General features: G+C 68.7%; 15 protein-coding genes. 6 read left to right on the top strand and 9 right to left on the bottom strand.

Going from position 1 to position 16,623, the window contains the following annotated elements:
* Window positions 1–75: 75 nt before the first annotated feature.
* The 3 genes from ACP7BH_RS13865 to arsH are packed head-to-tail and all read left to right on the top strand — an operon-like array spanning window position 76 to window position 1,584.
* A complete protein-coding gene (locus tag ACP7BH_RS13865) occupies window positions 76–411 on the top strand; it encodes an ArsR/SmtB family transcription factor (RefSeq protein WP_425986128.1) in 336 nt (111 codons plus the stop codon).
* A 7-nt stretch (window positions 412–418) separates the two neighbouring features.
* Window positions 419–844: an arsenate reductase (glutaredoxin) gene (gene arsC, locus ACP7BH_RS13870; protein ID WP_425986130.1), complete on the top strand. Its 426-nt coding sequence runs from the start codon at window positions 419–421 to the stop codon at window positions 842–844.
* Entirely contained in the window at window positions 841–1,584 is a 744-nt protein-coding gene (gene arsH, locus ACP7BH_RS13875; protein WP_425986132.1) for an arsenical resistance protein ArsH, read from the top strand. The genes arsC and arsH overlap by 4 nt, the downstream gene beginning before the upstream one ends.
* Window positions 1,585–1,588: 4 nt before the next feature.
* Here the strand turns inward: arsH and ACP7BH_RS13880 are convergent, their stop codons facing one another.
* Window positions 1,589–2,023, bottom strand: a complete 435-nt coding sequence (locus ACP7BH_RS13880; RefSeq protein ID WP_425986134.1) for an acyl-CoA thioesterase — start codon at window positions 2,021–2,023, stop codon at window positions 1,589–1,591.
* Between the two features lie 133 nt (window positions 2,024–2,156).
* Between ACP7BH_RS13880 and ACP7BH_RS13885 the strand changes: the two genes are divergently transcribed.
* Complete coding sequence (locus ACP7BH_RS13885; RefSeq protein ID WP_425986136.1) at window positions 2,157–3,287, top strand: zinc-dependent alcohol dehydrogenase family protein; 1,131 nt, start codon at window positions 2,157–2,159, stop codon at window positions 3,285–3,287.
* A 15-nt stretch (window positions 3,288–3,302) separates the two neighbouring features.
* Here the strand turns inward: ACP7BH_RS13885 and ACP7BH_RS13890 are convergent, their stop codons facing one another.
* From ACP7BH_RS13890 to ACP7BH_RS13905, 4 genes are all read right to left on the bottom strand, one after another.
* A complete protein-coding gene (locus ACP7BH_RS13890) occupies window positions 3,303–5,777 on the bottom strand; it encodes a prolyl oligopeptidase family serine peptidase (RefSeq protein WP_425986138.1) in 2,475 nt (824 codons plus the stop codon).
* Window positions 5,778–5,938: 161 nt separating this feature from the next.
* Window positions 5,939–6,622 carry a DUF4893 domain-containing protein gene (locus ACP7BH_RS13895; protein WP_425986140.1) on the bottom strand — a complete coding sequence of 228 codons (684 nt, stop codon included), beginning with the start codon at window positions 6,620–6,622 and terminating at the stop codon, window positions 5,939–5,941.
* Between the two features lie 43 nt (window positions 6,623–6,665).
* Complete coding sequence (locus tag ACP7BH_RS13900) at window positions 6,666–7,976, bottom strand: ATP-binding response regulator (RefSeq protein ID WP_425986142.1); 1,311 nt, start codon at window positions 7,974–7,976, stop codon at window positions 6,666–6,668.
* A gap of 69 nt (window positions 7,977–8,045) precedes the next feature.
* Window positions 8,046–9,110 carry a DUF4167 domain-containing protein gene (locus tag ACP7BH_RS13905; protein WP_425986144.1) on the bottom strand — a complete coding sequence of 355 codons (1,065 nt, stop codon included), beginning with the start codon at window positions 9,108–9,110 and terminating at the stop codon, window positions 8,046–8,048.
* A 351-nt stretch (window positions 9,111–9,461) separates the two neighbouring features.
* Between ACP7BH_RS13905 and ACP7BH_RS13910 the strand changes: the two genes are divergently transcribed.
* Together ACP7BH_RS13910 and ACP7BH_RS13915 are read left to right on the top strand one after the other, a co-directional pair.
* Window positions 9,462–10,694: an NAD-dependent epimerase/dehydratase family protein gene (locus ACP7BH_RS13910; protein WP_425986147.1), complete on the top strand. Its 1,233-nt coding sequence runs from the start codon at window positions 9,462–9,464 to the stop codon at window positions 10,692–10,694.
* 8 nt (window positions 10,695–10,702) lie between these two features.
* On the top strand, window positions 10,703–11,596 hold the full coding sequence (locus ACP7BH_RS13915; RefSeq protein WP_425986148.1) for an SDR family NAD(P)-dependent oxidoreductase: 894 nt from the start codon (window positions 10,703–10,705) through the stop codon (window positions 11,594–11,596).
* 58 nt (window positions 11,597–11,654) lie between these two features.
* Here ACP7BH_RS13915 and ACP7BH_RS13920 read toward each other — a convergent pair whose 3' ends face one another.
* The 4 genes from ACP7BH_RS13920 to ACP7BH_RS13935 all read right to left on the bottom strand — a co-directional run bounded on the left by ACP7BH_RS13920 (window position 11,655) and on the right by ACP7BH_RS13935 (window position 16,607).
* Complete coding sequence (locus ACP7BH_RS13920; protein ID WP_409718860.1) at window positions 11,655–12,266, bottom strand: DUF1134 domain-containing protein; 612 nt, start codon at window positions 12,264–12,266, stop codon at window positions 11,655–11,657.
* A 126-nt stretch (window positions 12,267–12,392) separates the two neighbouring features.
* Window positions 12,393–13,733, bottom strand: a complete 1,341-nt coding sequence (locus ACP7BH_RS13925) for an APC family permease (RefSeq protein WP_425986150.1) — start codon at window positions 13,731–13,733, stop codon at window positions 12,393–12,395.
* Between the two features lie 43 nt (window positions 13,734–13,776).
* Window positions 13,777–16,215 carry a phenylalanine--tRNA ligase subunit beta gene (pheT, locus tag ACP7BH_RS13930; RefSeq protein ID WP_425986152.1) on the bottom strand — a complete coding sequence of 813 codons (2,439 nt, stop codon included), beginning with the start codon at window positions 16,213–16,215 and terminating at the stop codon, window positions 13,777–13,779.
* On the bottom strand, window positions 16,212–16,607 hold the full coding sequence (locus ACP7BH_RS13935; protein ID WP_425986154.1) for a hypothetical protein: 396 nt from the start codon (window positions 16,605–16,607) through the stop codon (window positions 16,212–16,214). The genes pheT and ACP7BH_RS13935 overlap by 4 nt, the downstream gene beginning before the upstream one ends.
* Window positions 16,608–16,623 lie beyond the last annotated feature (16 nt).

Genomic DNA, 16,623 nt, shown 5'->3' on the forward strand with positions numbered 1-16,623 from the left:
CTCCGTGGCGGCCGACCAACGACCGCAGAAACCCCTCTAGCTTGCACTCGTCGATATTTCCAGTATCTTGGAATAATGGAATCCGAACCCGCCATTCTCGCGCTCGCCGCCCTGGCGCAGCCCACACGGCTGGACGCCGTTCGGCTGCTGGTCCGCCACGAGCCGGACGGCCTGCCTGCCGGAGAGATCGCCGACCGGCTCGCCGTCCCGACCAATACGATGTCGGCGCATCTGGGCGTGCTGTCCCGCGCCGGGCTGATCACGGCGCAGAGGCGCAGCCGCTCGATCATCTATCGCGCCGATTTGGATCGGCTGCGCGAGGTCGTCCTGTTCCTGCTCAAGGACTGCTGCCAGGGCCGCGCCGAGCTTTGCAAACCCCTGCTGGCCGAACTGGCCCCCTGCTGCGACTGAGGCCCCAATGGACGTCGTCATCTATCACAATCCCGCCTGCGGGACGTCGCGCAACACCTTGGCGCTGATCCGCCATGTCGGGATCGAGCCGCACGTCATCGACTATCTGAAGACCCCGCCCAGCCGGGCGCTGGTGGCGCAACTGGTCGAACGGATGGGCGGATCGGTGCGCGACATCCTGCGCGAAAAGGGCACGCCCTATGCCGACCTCGGCCTGGAGGACGCCGCCCTGTCGGACGACCAGCTGCTGGACGCCATAGAGGCGCATCCGATCCTGATGAACCGCCCCATCGTCGTCACGCCTTTGGGTGTGAAACTGTGCCGCCCGTCCGAGGCGGTGCTGGACCTGCTGCCCCAGGAGGGGCTGAAGCCCTTCGCCAAGGAGGACGGCGAGGTCGTGGTCGACGCCGACGGGCGCCGCGTGGCCGGATGAGCCGCATTCGCGCCCTGCCCGATCCCGACCATCTGCCGGCCCTCGATCCGGCCTATCTCTCGACTACGCCCGCGCAAGGCCTGGGTCCGGGCGATCCCGCGCCGCGCATCCTGCTGCTCTACGGCTCCCTGCGTGAGCGGTCCTTCTCGCGCCTGTGCGTCGAGGAGGCGGCGCGGCTGTTGCAGCTCATGGGGTGCGAGACCCGCATCTTCGATCCGTCCGACCTGCCGCTGACCGATCAGGTGGCCGGCGACGACCATCCGGCCGTCCACGAACTGCGCGAGCAAGCCATGTGGTCAGAAGGCATGGTCTGGTGCAGCCCGGAACGCCACGGCCAGATTTCGGCGATCATGAAGCTGCAGATCGACCACCTGCCGCTCAACATGGGCGGCATGCGCCCGACGCAAGGGCGCACCCTGGCGGTCATGCAGGTCTCGGGCGGCTCGCAGAGCTTCAACGCGGTCAACACCCTGCGCCTGCTCGGCCGCTGGATGCGGATGATCACCATCCCCAACCAGTCCAGCGTCGCCAAGGCCTTCACGGAGTTCGACGACGCAGGCCGCATGAAGCCGTCGGCCTACTACGACCGGATCGTCGATGTGATGGAGGAACTGGTGCGGTTCACAGTCCTGACCCGGCCTCACGCCGCGCAGCTTGTGGACCGCTACTCCGAGCGAAAGGCCGAGCAGACGCCGATAGACCGGTCAAAGGATCTGTCCGCAATCGCCGGCGGTTCTTAGCCCCTCACCCCGCCCGCAGGTTCTCCACCACGGCCTTCAGTTTGGCCGGCAGCGGCTTGGGTCGGCGGGTTTCGGCGTCGACATAGACGTGGACGAAATGGCCGATGGCGGCGGGGACGTCGGCGCTGCGCTTGAAGACCGCAAAGCCGTAGGTGACGCTGGAGGTGCCGATCTTGTCGACCTTGATCCCGACCTCGATCACGTCGGGGAACTTCAGCGACGAGGTGTAGCGGCAGCCGGAATCCACCACCAGGCCGATGGATTCCGTCAGGGCGTCGGCGATCAGCAGATGGGCGTTCACCGCCGAGTCCACGAACTCGTAGAATTTGGCGTTGTTGATGTGCCCGTACTGGTCGTTGTCGGCCCAGCGCGTCGAGACCATGTGAAAGGCCTTGTAGGTCGCGCGGTGGGCCAGGGCGCCCTCGTCTCGTTTCGGCATCGTCATCTCCCTCGGCGACGCGAACCGTCGCTCTCGATCACGACGCTCTAGCTTGGACGACGTTGCGTCAAGCGCCTATCGGTAAAAGCCTGATCACGAACGCGCTGGTCTTTTCGGACATGAGGACAAGAGCATGAGCATCCCGACCCGCGCCGCCATCCTGTCCCGCATGGGCGCCGCGCCCCCTTACGCCGACAGCCGCCCCCTCTCCGTCGATGCCGTGACGCTGGACCCGCCCGGTCCCGGCGAAGTCCTGGTCGCGATCAAGGCGGCAGGCCTGTGCCATTCGGATCTCAGCGTCATCAACGGCGACCGCCCCCGCCCTCTGCCCATGGCCCTGGGTCACGAAGCCGCAGGCGTGGTCGAGGCCATGGGGGAGGGCGTCACGGATCTGGCCGTCGGGGACCACGTCGTCATGGTCTTCATGCCCTCGTGCGGCCATTGCGATCCCTGCGCCGGCGGCCGCCCCGCCTTGTGCGAGCCGGGCGCCGCCGCCAACGGCAAGGGCGAGTTGCTGTCCGGCGCCCGCCGCATCTTCCGCGAGGGCAAACCGGTCAACCACCACCTCGGCTGTTCCGCCTTCGCCGCCCACGCCGTCGTCTCGCGCCGCTCGCTGGTGAAGATCGACCCCGCCCTGTCGTTCGAGGAGGCGGCCCTGTTCGGCTGCGCCGTCCTGACCGGCGTCGGCGCCGTGGTGAACACCGCTGCGGTGAAGGCGGGCCAGAGCGTCGTGGTCATCGGCCTGGGCGGCGTCGGCCTGTCTAGCGTCCTCGGCGCCCTGGCCAGCGGAGCCTCTCCCGTCGTCGCCGTGGATCTGTCCGAGGACAAGCTGGCCCTGGCCCGCACCCTGGGTCCGGTCCAGACCGTCAACGGCGCCGATCCCGATGCGGTCGATCAGGTCCGCGCCCTGACGAACGGCGGCGCCGACTTCGCCTTCGAAATGGCCGGCTCGGCCCGCGCCCTCGACACCGCCTGGAGGATGACCAAACGCGGCGGAACCACCGTCACCGCCGGCCTGCCGCCCGCCGACGCGGCCCTTGCCGTCAACGTCGTCTCCCTGGTCGGCGAGGAGCGCACGCTGAAGGGCTCCTACATCGGGACCTGCGTCCCCAGCCGCGACATCCCCCGCTACGTCGCCCTCTACCGCCAGGGCCGCCTGCCGGTGGACCGGCTGATGAGCGGCGTCATCCCCCTGGACGACATCAACGCCGGCTTCGACCGCCTCCACGCCGGCGAGGTGGTGCGGCTGGTGGTGCGGCCCTGACCACCAGCCCCGTGCTCACTCCGCCGGTTTCGGCGGCGCGTTCTTCACATACTGGTCCATCCAGCGGGTCATCTCCCACAGAGTATGGCCCACCGATTCCCGTGCGCGATAGCCGTGAGCTTCGAGCGGCAGGGTGACGTAACGTGCCGTCGCCCCCAGCCCCTTCAGCGCCGCATAGAAGCGCTCGGACTGGACCGGGAAGGTGCCCGAATTGTCGTCCGCCTCGCCGTGGATCAGCAGGATCGGCTCGTTCAGCTTGTTGGCATAGGTGAAGGGCGACATCTCGGTATAGACCTCGGTCGCCTCCCAATAGTTGCGCTGCTCGGCCTGGAAGCCGAACGGCGTCAGGGTGCGGTTATAGGCGCCGGACCGCGCGATGCCGGTGCGGAACAGGTCGCTGTGCGCCAGCAGGTTGGCGGTCATGAAGGCGCCGTAGCTGTGGCCCCCGACGGCGATCCGGTCGCGATCCGCCACCCCCATGCCGACCACCGCATCCACCGCGGCTTTCGCGTCGGCGACCAGTTGTTCGACATAGGTGTCGTTCGGCTCGGCCCCGTCCTTGCCGATGATGGGCATGGAGGGGTTGTCGAAGATGGCGTAACCTTGCGTCAGCAGGAACAGGTGGCTGGACCCGCCCGGCCGCACGAACCGGTTCTGCACATCCACCGTCTGGCCCGCCACCGCCGCATCGGTGAACTCGGCCGGATAGGCCCACATCAGCATGGGCAGGGGCCCGTCGCGATCCTTGTCGTAACCCGCCGGCAGATACAGGGTCCCCGACAGCTTGACCCCGTCGGCCCGCTCATAGGTCACCAGCTGGCGCGTCGCCCCGGCCAGCTGTGGCGCCGGATCGGGGAACTGGGTCAGTTGCGTGGTCTGTCCCGTCGTCAGGTCGCGGATCTGCAGGTTCGGCGGATCCAGCCGCGTCTCGCGCTGCGTCACCACCCGCTTGCCGTCCGCATCCAGGAAGCCGACCACCGCCTCGTAATCCGTGTCGGCCGAGGTCCACAGGCGCTCGCTGCGCCCCGTCGCCGGGTCCATGGCGGCCAGGAAGGGGAACTCGCCCTGCGGCGTCGCCCCGGCGCCCGACATCAGTATCCGCCCCTGAGGATCGAAGCGGATCACCGGCCGGCCCGCCGCATTCGGCTGGGTCACCGGCTGGCCCGGATTGTCGTAGCGGGCCTGATAGTTCCGCTCCAGCAGCACACGTCCCTCGCCGGGGTTGGACGGATCGACCACGAACCGCGTCTCGTGCCGGGTGTTGAACCAGCGGCTGTTGACGATGGCCAGGTCGTCGCGACCCCACACGATCCCGCCGAACCGCTCCTTCAGATCGATCAGCTTGACCGGCGCGTCCGTGAACGGCGCCGCCTGCATGAAGACCCGGTCCCTGAACTCGGCCTCGCGCTTGATGTCGCCGCCGTCCAGCGCCTCGACCCAGGTCAGGGTCGCCGGCGCATCGGCCCGCCATCCCACCGAACGCGGCCCCGGCGCCACGGCGTCGAAGGCGGTCGGCACGTCGTCGCGCAACGGCAGATCGGCGATGGTCCGCACCACCCGCCCGTTCATATCGGTCACCACGATCTCGGTCGGGAACAGGTCGTCCGGCACCACATAGGAATAGGGCCGCTTGGCGATCTCGTGCAGCAGATATTTGCCGTCCGGCGACACGGCGCTGTCCAGATAGACCGCCGGCGCGCCAATCGTCCGTGCACGGCCGTTCAGCGGAACCAGGGTCAGCTGCGAGGTGAAATAATGATCGAACAGGGCCTCGTCGCCGGGGTTGGACAGCAGGTCCTGATAGGTCCGCACCGGCGCCACCCGCCCGGCCGTCTCCTCGATGTTCGGCCCCGTCGGCGCCGCCGTCACGTCGGGCGCAGGCCCCCGTCCGGCCGGCACCGCCTCGACCAGCAGGCCCGAACTGTCGGGCAGCCATTCATAACCGGACCCGCCCGTCATATTGACCACCGGCTCGGTCAGCTTGCGCGCCCGCGCCGAGGCCACATCCACGACCCACAGCTCCAGCCCCGTCGGCCGGTCCAGCACGAAGGCCAGAGATTTCGCATCGGGCGAGAACCGCGCCGCCGTAAACCGCGCCTCTGCCGGCAGGGCCACGACCCGCGCCTGCCCGCCATCCACGGCTTGCAAGCTAAGCCCCGTCAGCCACGACACCCGGCTCTCCGCCAGGCCGTTGTTGCGCGGATTGATCCGCGCCCCCGCCAGCCGCAGCATCGGCTCGGCCAGGGCCTTGATGCTGGGCAGGTTCGACCGATCCAGCAGCACCAGCGTCCGACGATCCGGGCTCAGCATCGGCGCCGGCGTCGGCTTGGCGTCCAGAATGTCCGCGATGGGCGAAGGCGGCTGCTGATAGACCGAAACCGCCGGGGCCGCCGTCTGGGCGCCCGAGCTTTGAGCCAAGGCCGCACCGGCCACGCCGCTCATCAACACCGTCGCCAGCACAAGGCCGGCGCCACGAACACGCATCATCATCGTCTGAAGTCCCCACAAAACCCGAACCCCAGACCTAACCCCGCCTGCGCGCCCGTGCCAACCCGTTTCAGGGTTACAGTGTCACATGGACGCTGGCGGATCATCAGATCGCGATCTTTCCGAAGGCAGACGCATGGCGCCCCCTCTGGGCACGCTCAGCTTCACGACGCCGGGATCAGTTCAATCAGGTCGAGGTTGGACTCGTACTGCGGCCAGGGCAGGACCAGGCGCCAGCGGGCCTCGCCGATGCGTTCCAGCACGGCGACCAGATCGCGGTCGGCGTTGCGACCGTAGGAGTTGGCGGCGGTTTCCTGGGCCAAAGCCATGGAGCCGAGCAGGACCATGTGGCGGTCGTCTTCGGGGAAGAACAGGCCCGAGGGGCGCTGGGAGCCGGTCAGTTTGGAGAACTTCAGCCCGCGCGGCGTCTGTTCGATGCGGCAGGCGAACCAGCCATAGACGACATAGCCCAGGCCGTCCTCGCCGCCCTGGGAGCCCAGTTTGACGGTGCGGCAGCGATAGTCGCCGGGCGGCGGCGTAACGCCGGGACGGGCGGCCTTGGGCGAAATCAGGTCGCCCAGGCCGTTCAGGTCGCCCGAGCCGGGCTGACGCTTCGCCTGCTGCAGGGCCAGGGTCCAGGCGGCGTCGACGCGGCGATAACGGTCGCGATCGGCCGAGGTGATGACGCCGCGCCAGTCCATCAGCGCGGCGGCGCCCGACGCCGTGCTGGGCGGCAGAGGCGGGGGCGGCGGGGTCGCGGCGCAGGCGGCGACGGCGCAGAGGGCGGCCAGAGAGGCCAGACGGCGGATCAACAGACGGGACGAAACGAACCGGGCGAACTGACGCATCAACGCTTCCCTTGGGGGCGACCTTGCGGGCGAAGTGGCCCTCTTAGGCCCTCTGGCGCCGGTCGGCGTCAAGGCCGGCGGAGGCGGACGCTTCCCCCAGCACGTCGTTCAGCGCGGCCGCCAGGGCGGTCAGGTCCAGCGGCTTGGCCATATAGGCGTCGAAGCCGGCGGCGGCGCCGCGCGTGCGGTCCTGGGGCGAGACGGCGGCGGTCAGGGCCAGGACCGGCACGTGGCGCGTCATTGGATCGGCGTCCAGCCGCGCCTTGACCTCATAGCCGTCCATATCCGGCAGGCCGATGTCGAGCAGGATCACGTCGGGCTGAAGCGCGCGGGCCAGCTCCAGCCCCTCCGGCCCCGTCGTCGCGGCGTGCAGCGTCAGACCCAGTCCGATCGCGGCCTGTCGCATCAGGGCGATGTTGGCGGGGTTGTCCTCGACATAGAGCACCACCGCCTGTTTCGGCGTCGCGGCGCCCATGACGCCCGCGGTGGGCAGGCTGAGCGAGAAGATCGTCCCGCCCCAAGGCTCGCGCTGCTGGGTGAGGGCGCCGCCCATCCGCTCGGCCAGCCGCTGGACCGAGGCGACGCCCAGGGCGGTGCCGCCGCGCGCATCCTGACCGTCCAAGGGGTGGAACAGGCGGTCGGACCCTTGGCCCGTCGGGGCCGCGCCGGCGTCATGGACGGCGACGATGACCTGCGCGTCGTCGCGCCTCATCTCCATGCGGACGGTCCCGCCAGCCGGCGAATGGCGCACGGCGTTCTCGGCCAGACGGCGCAGGATGCGACAGACCTGGCCGGGGTCGGCCATGACGCACAGGCCCGACGCGGGCGGCGGACAGGCCAGCGCAACGCCCGCCTCGCGCGCCTGCGGTTCGATCCCGTCGCAGACCTGGCGCAGGGCCAGGCGCATGTCGACGCGGTGGATGGAGGGCGAGGCGCCGGCGTCGCCGCAGGCCACGAAGGCGTCCGCCTCTTCGATCAAGGCCAGCAGCACTGCGCTCGCCGCCTCGATCTGGCGCACGGCCTGGGACTGGCGTGCGGTCAGGGGGTCGGCCTCGGCGTTGACGCGCAACAGTTGGGAAAAGCCCATGACGGTGGTCAGGGGGGTGCGCAGTTCGCGCCCCAGGGCCTGCATCACCTCGCCCTTGGTGCGGTCCTCGGCGGTCAGGCGCTCGACCTGCGCCTCGGCGGTCGTCAGGGCGCGACGCAGGATCTGGGTCTGTTGGACGATGCGGGTTTCGAGCCGGTCGTTCTCACGGCGCAGACGCAACGCGACCGCATGCGCCTGAAGCCAGAGCCATATTCCGGCGCAGGTCCCGGCCAAGGCCAGGGACAAGACGAGCAAGACGATATCCATGACGCCCTCCTACGCGCCAGAATGGCGCGCAGGAGTTGCATTCAGGTAAACACGCTCGCGTAAGTTGTTTCAGTCTTCCGAAGCCGCAGCCGTTTCCGGCTTGCGACGCGGGGCGCGACGACGCGGGGCCGCCTCGCCTTCGACTTCCGGGGCCGACGCGGGGGCTGCCGAGGCGGGGGCGCGGGTCAGGAAGCCCGGCAGGGCGGTCGGAGCGTCGCCCTCGTCCGCAGCGATGGCGGCGGCGGTGCGGCGCGGGCGGCGGGCGGGACGATCCTCGGCGGCAGGGGTTTCGACCTTGCTCTCGACGACGGGGGTCTCGACGGCCGGGGCCTCGCTGACGGTCTCGGCGTCGGAGGCGTCGGCGTGGACGGGGGCGCCGTCTTCCGCGCCCTCCTGATTGTCGAAGCGACGGTTGCGTTCCTCTCGGCGACGCTCCCAGCGTTCGCGACGGCTCTCGCGGCGACCGCCCTCGCCCTCGGCGCGGACTTCATCGCCCTCACGCGGCTCGCGGGGTTCACGCGGTTCACGCGGTTCGCGAGGCGGTTGGGCGTCGCGGTTCTGGGCCGGGTCGCGGTTTTGATCGCGGTTTTGATCGCGGTCACGATTTTGGTCGCGGTCACGGTCGCGATTCTGGTCACGGTCCCGATCACGGTTCTGCGTCTGATCGCGATCACGGTTGTAGTCGCGGTCACGATTTTGATCGCGGTTCTGGTTCTGCTCGGTGCGGTCGGACGCTTCCTGCGCCTGGCGGTCGGCGGCCTGTTGAGCGGCGACGAAGGCGGCGGCCTGGGCGCCGGATTCATCCTCGAAATCGATGTCGAAGCCCTGGTTCGACTGTTCGCGCGCGGCGATGTCCGAGAAGGACCGCTGCGGCTGAAGCGCGCGCAGGACGCGGTAATAGTGTTCGGCGTGCTGCTGATAGTTTTCAGCCAGCACCCGGTCGCCGCCGGACGAGGCGTCGCGGGCGAGCTGCTGATAGCGCTCATAGACGGTCTGGGCGTTGCCCCGGACCTTGATGTTTTCGGGGCCTTGCGAGTCCCAAGAACGATTCGGATTGGCGCTGTTGGCGTTTGACGCGCCCGCCTTGTTCCGATTGCGTCCGCGCTGACGCTTCATGCCCTTGAAATCTCTCATTCGCGCTACCGTGTGCAGGGATGGAGCCCAGGCCAGCGGCCGGTTCCGTCCGTTTCGTGGTTCCGTTTCGATCGGGGCCGATCCCCGATTGTCGAACTGTCGGAAGGCCTTGCCGCCCGCATGGTGCGCCGGTCCTTTCGGGACCGACCGTCATGATCGGCTCAAGCGCAAACAGCCGGATAGAGGCCCGTAAAGCTGCGTTTGAGTGGGAGACTAGCGAGACTTAACCCGTGCGCGCCGCCTTTCCAAGGGTTTTCGTCAAAGCGTCGCACCAAGGGCCTAACAGCCCCGCTTTGCCACGGCCCTGTGCTGGGCTAGGCATGACCTTTGAGACGACGACGAGGCTATCCCATGCGTGTTCTGGTTCTGGGCGGCGACGGTTTCTGCGGCTGGCCCACGGCCCTGCATCTGTCGGCCGCTGGGTGGGACGTGACCGTCGTCGACAACCTGAGCCGTCGCAACATCGACAACGAGCTGGAGGTCCAGTCCCTGACGCCGATCCGCACAATGGGCGAGCGGATCAAGGCGTGGAAGGACGTGTCCGGCCGCGACATCGGCTTCGTCAACATGACGGTGGGCAAGGAGTTCGACCGTCTGGTCGCCCTGATCCGCGACTATGCCCCCGACAGCGTCGTGCACTTCGCCGAACAGCGGGCTGCTCCCTATTCGATGAAGTCGGCGCGGCACAAGCTGTACACCGTCGACAACAACATCAACGCCACCAACCACCTGCTGGCCGCCATCGTCGAGAGCGGGCTGGACGTGCATTTGGCCCACCTGGGCACCATGGGGGTCTATGGCTACGGCACCGCGGGCCTGCGCATCCCCGAGGGCTATCTGAAGGTGACGGTGGACACCGATCACGGCCCGGCGGAACAGGAAATCCTGTTCCCGCCCAATCCGGGCAGCATCTATCACATGACCAAGACGCAGGACGCCCTGCTGTTTCAGTTCTATGCCCGCAACGACAACCTGCGCATCACCGACCTGCACCAGGGCATCGTCTGGGGGACGCAGACGGTCGAGACCAAGATGGACGAGCGGCTGATCAACCGGTTCGACTATGACGGCGACTATGGCACGGTACTGAACCGATTCCTGATGCAGGCGGCGGTGGGCTATCCGCTGACGGTCCACGGATCGGGCGGCCAGACGCGGGCCTTCATCCATATCCAGGACACGGTGCGCTGCGTCGAGCTGGCGCTGAAGAACCCGCCCAAGCGCGGCGACCGGGTCAAGATCCTGAACCAGATGACCGAGAGCCGCCGGGTGCGCGACCTGGCCGCCATGATCGCCGACAAGACCGGCGCCGTGATCCAGAACGTCGCCAATCCGCGCCAGGAGGCCGACGAGAACGACCTGATCGTCGCCAACGATCAGTTCCGCGACCTGGGGCTGAAGCCCATCACCCTGGCCCAGGGCCTGATGGACGAGGTGACGGAGATCGCCCGCCATTACGCCGACCGGGCCGACCTGACGCGTGTGCCGTGCGTGTCCGCCTGGAACCAACGCCGGGCCGAGGCGCTGGAAAATGAGGCGCGTCCACCATCCGCCGCGCCGGTTTCCAAAGTTCTGACGGCCTGAGTAACGTGATGCCCGACGCCCCCTCTTCGCTCAACCTGCTGGTCTTCGGCGGCGGCTATCTGGGACGGGCGACGGCGCTGGAGGCGATCCGGCGCGGCGGCCGGGCGACCGCCACCTCGCGCGATCCCGAACGGCGTCGCGCCTTGGCAGCCGAGAGCGTCACGGCCATCGACCCGACCGATACGACCGCGCTGAAGACGGCGCTGGAGGCGGCGACGGCCGTCCTGATCACCGCAGCGCCCGACGCCCACGGCTGCCCCGGCCTGCGCGCGCTTGGGCCGCTGGCGGGCGACGCCTGGCCCGACTGGATCGGCTATGTCTCCTCCACCTCCGTCTATGGCGACCGGGCCGGGGGCTGGGTGTTCGAGGACGGGCCGTTGAACGCCGCCAATCTGGAGGGCGCGCGCCGCGTGCGGGCCGAGCGCGACTGGCTGGACGGCGCGCAGGGCATGGGGCTGACGGTGCAGATCTTCCGCCTGCCCGGCTTCTACGGGCCGGGGCGCAGCGTGGTCGAGCGGCTGCGGGACGGCACGGCGAAACTGGTGCGTAAGCCCGGCCAGGTCTTCAACCGCATCCATGTGGACGACATCGTCTCGGGCCTGTTCGCTTCGATGGCCCGGCCGCGTCCGGGCGCGGCCTACAATCTGACCGACGACGAGCCGTCGCCGGCCGATGTGGTGATGGAATGGGCCGCCGACCGGATGCGCCTGCCCCGCCCGCCCCAGGTCGACTGGACCGACGACAGCGTCAGCGAGGCGATGCGGCGCTTCTACCTGGATTCCAAACGCGTCTCGAACGCCCTGGCCAAGGCCGAACTGGGCTGGCGGCCCGCCTACCCGACCTGGCGCGAGGGGCTGGCGACGCTGCTGGATGCGCCGCCGCCGTTGCGACTGGTGAGCTAACCCCGAGAAACGGTCGCGCGCTCAAGCCGCGAGCGACCGCGTCGCGAGCATAGCGCGCTTAAAAGGGCAGCAAATTCCGCTGACGGCTGTAGCTCATGGTCCCGACGTTGGCGCCCAGGCGCAGGCCGACGCCGGTGCGGATGGGGGCCAGGACGATGCCGTCGGCGCGCTGATAGTTCACGCCCATGCCGGCGACCAGATAGGCCGAACCCTCGACGCCTGGATAGCGGCGGTAGATCATGTCGGGGTGGTACAGGCCATAGACCAAGGTGAAGACCCGGCTGGCGTTGCCGCCCCAGTCCCAACCCACGGACGCGCCCTGCCAGAACACCTCCTGCGAGGCCGACAGGTCCTTCATGTGCAGGGCGCCGCGCCCGTAACGCGCGCCGACGACCACGGCGCCGGAGCCCTCTTCGCCCGCGATATAGGCGGTCGGGCGGTCGCCCTGGTCGGCGAAGACGCGCTCGATGGCGCCGCCCACGACCTCGGCCGCGATGCCCAGCTCGCGCGAACCGGCCGAGACCAGTTCGTCGAAGCTGTAGGCCTGGGCGTTCTGGTCCGAGCGGATCGGATAGTTGGGATCGCGCGCCGGCGCCGTGGCGCAGGCGCCGACGGCCGAGGCGCCTGCGGCTGTGGCCAGGCCGGAAAGGATCATTTGGCGACGATGCATGGGGGGACGCTCCGAGAGGCGGCGAGAGGATGGCCGGCTGGCGCGCCGGTCTTGGCTTCACCGTCCCCGACCTTTGCGGCAGCCTTGCGGCTTCAAGGTTAACGGGGGCTTACGGACAGCCTTCGATCAGGCCGCAGAGCGCTTGCAGCGGATCACCAGCCAGGCGACCCCAATCAGCACCGCGAGCGTTCCGAACGCCTTCGCGGCCGTCAGCGGATCCTCGACCACGAAGATCACGAACAGGGTCGTGTTGATCACGAGGGCGACGATGGCCGGCAGCGGATAGAGCGGCATCTTCCACGGCCGCTCCAGATTCGGCTCGCGGACGCGCATGACGATGACGGCGGCGTTCACCAGCACGCTCATCAGCGCCAGCAGGGACGTCGAGAACGTCAGCAGCGTCTCATAGACGCCGATGGTCGCCAGAAGGCCGCCCGCCAGCACCGTCGCGATCAGCGCCAGGCGCGGCGTGCCGTTGGTGGCGACGCGGGTCAGGGCGGACACCTGATATTCCCGCGCCATGGCGAACAGGACGCGCGGGAACACCATCACCATCGCATTGATGATCGTCACCAGCGACACCAGCGAAATGGCCGTGACGATGGGGCCGGCCACATCGCCGAACACCCGACCGGCTGCATCCGCCGCAACGAGATTCGACCCCGCCATCTCGGCCGGCGTCAGCACGTTCAGATAGACCAGGTTCGCCAGGACATAGATCACCGTCACCACGGCGATGCCCGAGAAGGTCGCACGCGCGATGGTCCGGCCCGGATCGACGACCTCCTCGCAGAAATAGGAGGCGCTGTTCCAGCCGTAGTAGGTGCCGGAAATGGCCCGCAAGGCCATGACGATGCCGCCGAACGTCAGCGCCGCCGCCGTCGCCGGCGCGATCTCGGTGGCGACGGGCGCGCCTCTGGGCGCCAGGAACAGGCCGATGATCAGCACGGTGAACAGGGCGGCCTTGATCGCGCTGCCGATCTCCTGCGACCGGCCGCCGACCTTGGTGCCCAGCCATTGGACGCTACCCACCGCGACGACGATCAGCAGGGCGAGGATGCCGATAGGGACAGTCGTGGCGATGCCCAGTCGGTGCAGATACTCGCCGAAGACCACGGCGATGAAGGCGATGCCGCCCATGTTGCCGAGCCAGTCGCAGACGCCGACAGCCAGCCCCGTCACAGACCCGAAGGCGCGCCGGGCGAAGATATAGGGACCGCCCGTCTTGCGGATCGAGGCGGCCAGTTCGACCGTCGACATGGCGTCGATACAGGCGACCAGGCCGGCGACGCACCACAGAGCGATGATGACCGTGGGGTTCTGCACCCCTTCGGCGACCACCCCCGGCGTGCGCAGAATCCCCTGCCCGATGACGCCGCCGACCACGACGGCGACGCCGAACGTCACGCCCAGCACGCGCAGCAGATGGCCGCGATCAGGTTGGGCCGCCTGAGGTTCCGTCGTCATCGCCTATGTCCCCCGCGCCGCCCGAAAGACGGCGCTGCGATCCTTATGCCCGCAGCTTGCCGCCCTGCTTTTCCACCGCCGCCACGACCTTGGCGGTCAGGGCTTCGATCTCGGCTTCGGTCAGGGTCGCCTCGCGGGGCTGGATGACGACTTCCAGGGCGACGGATTTGAAGCCCTCGTTCACGCCCTTGCCGCGATAGACGTCGAACACACGGACATCGGCGATCAGCGCCTTGTCGGCGCCGGCCGAAGCCCGGACCAGGTCGCCGACCGGCTTGGCGTCCTCGACCACGAAGGCGAAGTCGCGGGTCAGGGGCATCAGGGCCGACAGGTCGGCGGAACCCCGCGCCTTGCCGCCCTTGCCCCGAGGTTCAGGCACATTGTCCAGCACGATCTCGAAGCCCAGCATCGGACCGTCGGCGTCCAGGGCCTTCAGCACGCGCGGGTGCAGTTCGCCGAACTCGACCATCACATTCTTGGGGCCCAGCTGCAGCCGGGCCGAACGGCCGGGGTGCCACCAGTCGCGGTTCTGGCCCTGGGCCAGTTGCAGGGAGGCGACCGGCGCGCCGATCTCTTCCAGCAGGGTGGTCAGATCGCCCTTCATCGCGAACAGGGCGTCTTCGCCGCTTCCGGCCCAGTGACGGGCGGCGTGGGGCGCGACCAGGCCGGCGATGACGGTGCGCTGATCCTTGGGGCCGTCGGCCAGATAGATGGGGCCGATCTCGAACAGGGCGGCGTCGGCGAAGCCGCGCGCGGCGTTCCTCGCCGCCGCCTGGATCAGGTTCGGCAGGGCCGAGGGGCGCATGCAGTCCAGATCGGCCGCAATGGGGTTTTCCAGCACCAGCTTGTCGTCGCCGCCGCCGAACAGCACGGCGATCGATTGCTTGGTGAAGGACCAGGTGACGGCCTCGGCATAACCCAGGGCCGCCAACGCCCGGCGCGCCGTGCGGACGCGGGCCTGACGGGGGCTAAGCACGCCACCGGCCGGTCGCGCGACGGGCGGCAGGGGGGTGTCAGGCAGGCTGTCGAAGCCCTCGATCCGCGCCACTTCCTCGACCAGATCGGCACGGCCCTCGACGTCGCGCCGCCACGACGGCGGGGTCACGATCCAGGGCTCGGCCTGATCGGCAGGGCCGGCGGTGACCAGGAAGCCGAGCTGGCCCAGGATGGTCCCGATCCGGTCGTCGTCCAGGTCCATGCCGCTGAGCCGCTTCACATAGGCGGGGTCGAAGGCGAAGGGCGCCGGGCTAGCCGGGGGTTCGCCGACGAAGACGATCTCGGACGGCTCGCCGCCGCACAGGTCCAGGATCAGGCGGGTGGCCAGCTCCAGCCCCGGCGTGACCGAGACCGGATCGACGCCGCGCGCGAACCGGTACTGGGCGTCGGAATGGATGCCGAGCGCACGGCCGGTCTGGGCGATGACCAGCGGATCGAACCAGGCGCTTTCGATGAAGACGTCGGTCGTGGTCTCGTCGCAGCCGGTGCTCTCGCCGCCCATGACGCCGCCCAGGCCGATGGGGCGCTCGCCCCCGGCGTCGGCGATGATGCAGTCGGTGGCCGAGGCCGCATAGGTCTTGCCGTCCAGGGCGATCAGATGCTCGTGCTCTCCACCCTCGATATGGGCGGTCTCGGCCGAGACCTGCCCGGCGCGCACCACGATCTCGGTCCCGACCAGCTTGGCCACGTCATAGACGTGCAGCGGCCGGGCGCGATCGTAGGCGATCAGATTGGTCACATCGACCAGACGGTTGATCGAACGCAGGCCGATGGCGGTCAGGCGTTTCTGCAGCCAGGCCGGCGACGGGCCGTTCTTCACGCCCCGGATCACCCGACCGGCGAAGACCGGGCACATCTCGGGCGCATCCAGCCGCACGGTGATCGGCGACGGGAAGGCCCCGCGCACCATGGCGATGTCGAAATGCTTCAGCTTGCCGACGCTAGCGGCCGCCAGATCCCGTGCGATGCCGGCGACGCCCAGCCAGTCGGGACGGTTCGGCGTCACTTCGAAATCGATGACGGGTTCCGCGCCGAACAGGCCGGCGACCGGCGTCCCCACCGGGATCTCCGGCGGCAGTTCCTGAATGCCGTCGCTCTCGTCCGACAGCTCAAGCTCGGACGCCGAGCAAAGCATGCCGTTCGACACCACGCCGCGCACCGGCTTCTCGACCAGGGTCACGCCTAGGCCCGGCACATAGGCGCCGATGGGCGCATAGATGGTGGTCAGGCCCGCACGGGCGTTCGGCGCGCCGCAGACGATTTCTTTCAAGCCATCTACCGTCTCGACCTGACAGACCTGCAACCGGTCGGCGTTGGGGTGACGCTCGGCCGACAGGATTTTGGCCACGGTGAAGGGCGCCAGCTTGGCGGCGGGATCGATAACCTCCTCGACCTCCAGCCCGGCCATGGTCATGGCCTCGGCGATCTGATGGACGTCCGCCTCGGTTTCGAGGTGGTCCTTCAGCCAGGACAGGGTGAACTTCATGCTTGCGGCGCCACGACCGACGGCACGGCCGCCAGTTGCTCAAGGATTTCATCGGAACCCGTGAAGCCGACGTTGTAAAACTCGCAGCCGATGAAGGTGCAGTCATGCATCGGAACGGTCCCGAGCGCCTTGGAGCCCATCGGCTTCAGGAGCAGATTGCGCATCTCACCACGCGGATTGCCGAAGTTGGTCTCATCGAAGGTCGTGCCCGGACCGACCAGCATGATGGCAGGTCCGTCAAAGCGGCATCCGACGAAGGTGCGCCCCACCACGGCGCCTTGCGCGAGACAGGTCACGTACAGGTCGTGCAGGCTCATATCGACGTTCTCGAACGTCTTCAGGCTGAAATCGCTGGCGAGGTTGACGGGGCGGTTGATCGGAAGACGGGCCATCAAACAAAAGCCTTTT

The organism is Brevundimonas sp. TWP2-1 (assembly GCF_049897645.1).
Lineage (GTDB): Bacteria > Pseudomonadota > Alphaproteobacteria > Caulobacterales > Caulobacteraceae > Brevundimonas.

What these genes read in the sequence shown, in the direction of transcription:
- ACP7BH_RS13885 (WP_425986136.1), top strand. Translation starts at nt 2,157, where the DNA reads ATGAGCATCCCGACCCGCGCCGCCATCCTGTCCCGCATGGGCGCCGCG.
- pheT (WP_425986152.1), bottom strand. Translation starts at nt 16,215, where the DNA reads ATGAAGTTCACCCTGTCCTGGCTGAAGGACCACCTCGAAACCGAGGCG.
- arsH (WP_425986132.1), top strand. Translation starts at nt 841, where the DNA reads ATGAGCCGCATTCGCGCCCTGCCCGATCCCGACCATCTGCCGGCCCTC.
- ACP7BH_RS13880 (WP_425986134.1), bottom strand. Translation starts at nt 2,023, where the DNA reads ATGCCGAAACGAGACGAGGGCGCCCTGGCCCACCGCGCGACCTACAAG.
- ACP7BH_RS13900 (WP_425986142.1), bottom strand. Translation starts at nt 7,976, where the DNA reads ATGGATATCGTCTTGCTCGTCTTGTCCCTGGCCTTGGCCGGGACCTGC.
- ACP7BH_RS13920 (WP_409718860.1), bottom strand. Translation starts at nt 12,266, where the DNA reads ATGCATCGTCGCCAAATGATCCTTTCCGGCCTGGCCACAGCCGCAGGC.
- ACP7BH_RS13905 (WP_425986144.1), bottom strand. Translation starts at nt 9,110, where the DNA reads ATGAGAGATTTCAAGGGCATGAAGCGTCAGCGCGGACGCAATCGGAAC.
- ACP7BH_RS13865 (WP_425986128.1), top strand. Translation starts at nt 76, where the DNA reads ATGGAATCCGAACCCGCCATTCTCGCGCTCGCCGCCCTGGCGCAGCCC.
- arsC (WP_425986130.1), top strand. Translation starts at nt 419, where the DNA reads ATGGACGTCGTCATCTATCACAATCCCGCCTGCGGGACGTCGCGCAAC.
- ACP7BH_RS13925 (WP_425986150.1), bottom strand. Translation starts at nt 13,733, where the DNA reads ATGACGACGGAACCTCAGGCGGCCCAACCTGATCGCGGCCATCTGCTG.
- ACP7BH_RS13915 (WP_425986148.1), top strand. Translation starts at nt 10,703, where the DNA reads ATGCCCGACGCCCCCTCTTCGCTCAACCTGCTGGTCTTCGGCGGCGGC.
- ACP7BH_RS13890 (WP_425986138.1), bottom strand. Translation starts at nt 5,777, where the DNA reads ATGATGATGCGTGTTCGTGGCGCCGGCCTTGTGCTGGCGACGGTGTTG.
- ACP7BH_RS13910 (WP_425986147.1), top strand. Translation starts at nt 9,462, where the DNA reads ATGCGTGTTCTGGTTCTGGGCGGCGACGGTTTCTGCGGCTGGCCCACG.
- ACP7BH_RS13895 (WP_425986140.1), bottom strand. Translation starts at nt 6,622, where the DNA reads ATGCGTCAGTTCGCCCGGTTCGTTTCGTCCCGTCTGTTGATCCGCCGT.
- ACP7BH_RS13935 (WP_425986154.1), bottom strand. Translation starts at nt 16,607, where the DNA reads ATGGCCCGTCTTCCGATCAACCGCCCCGTCAACCTCGCCAGCGATTTC.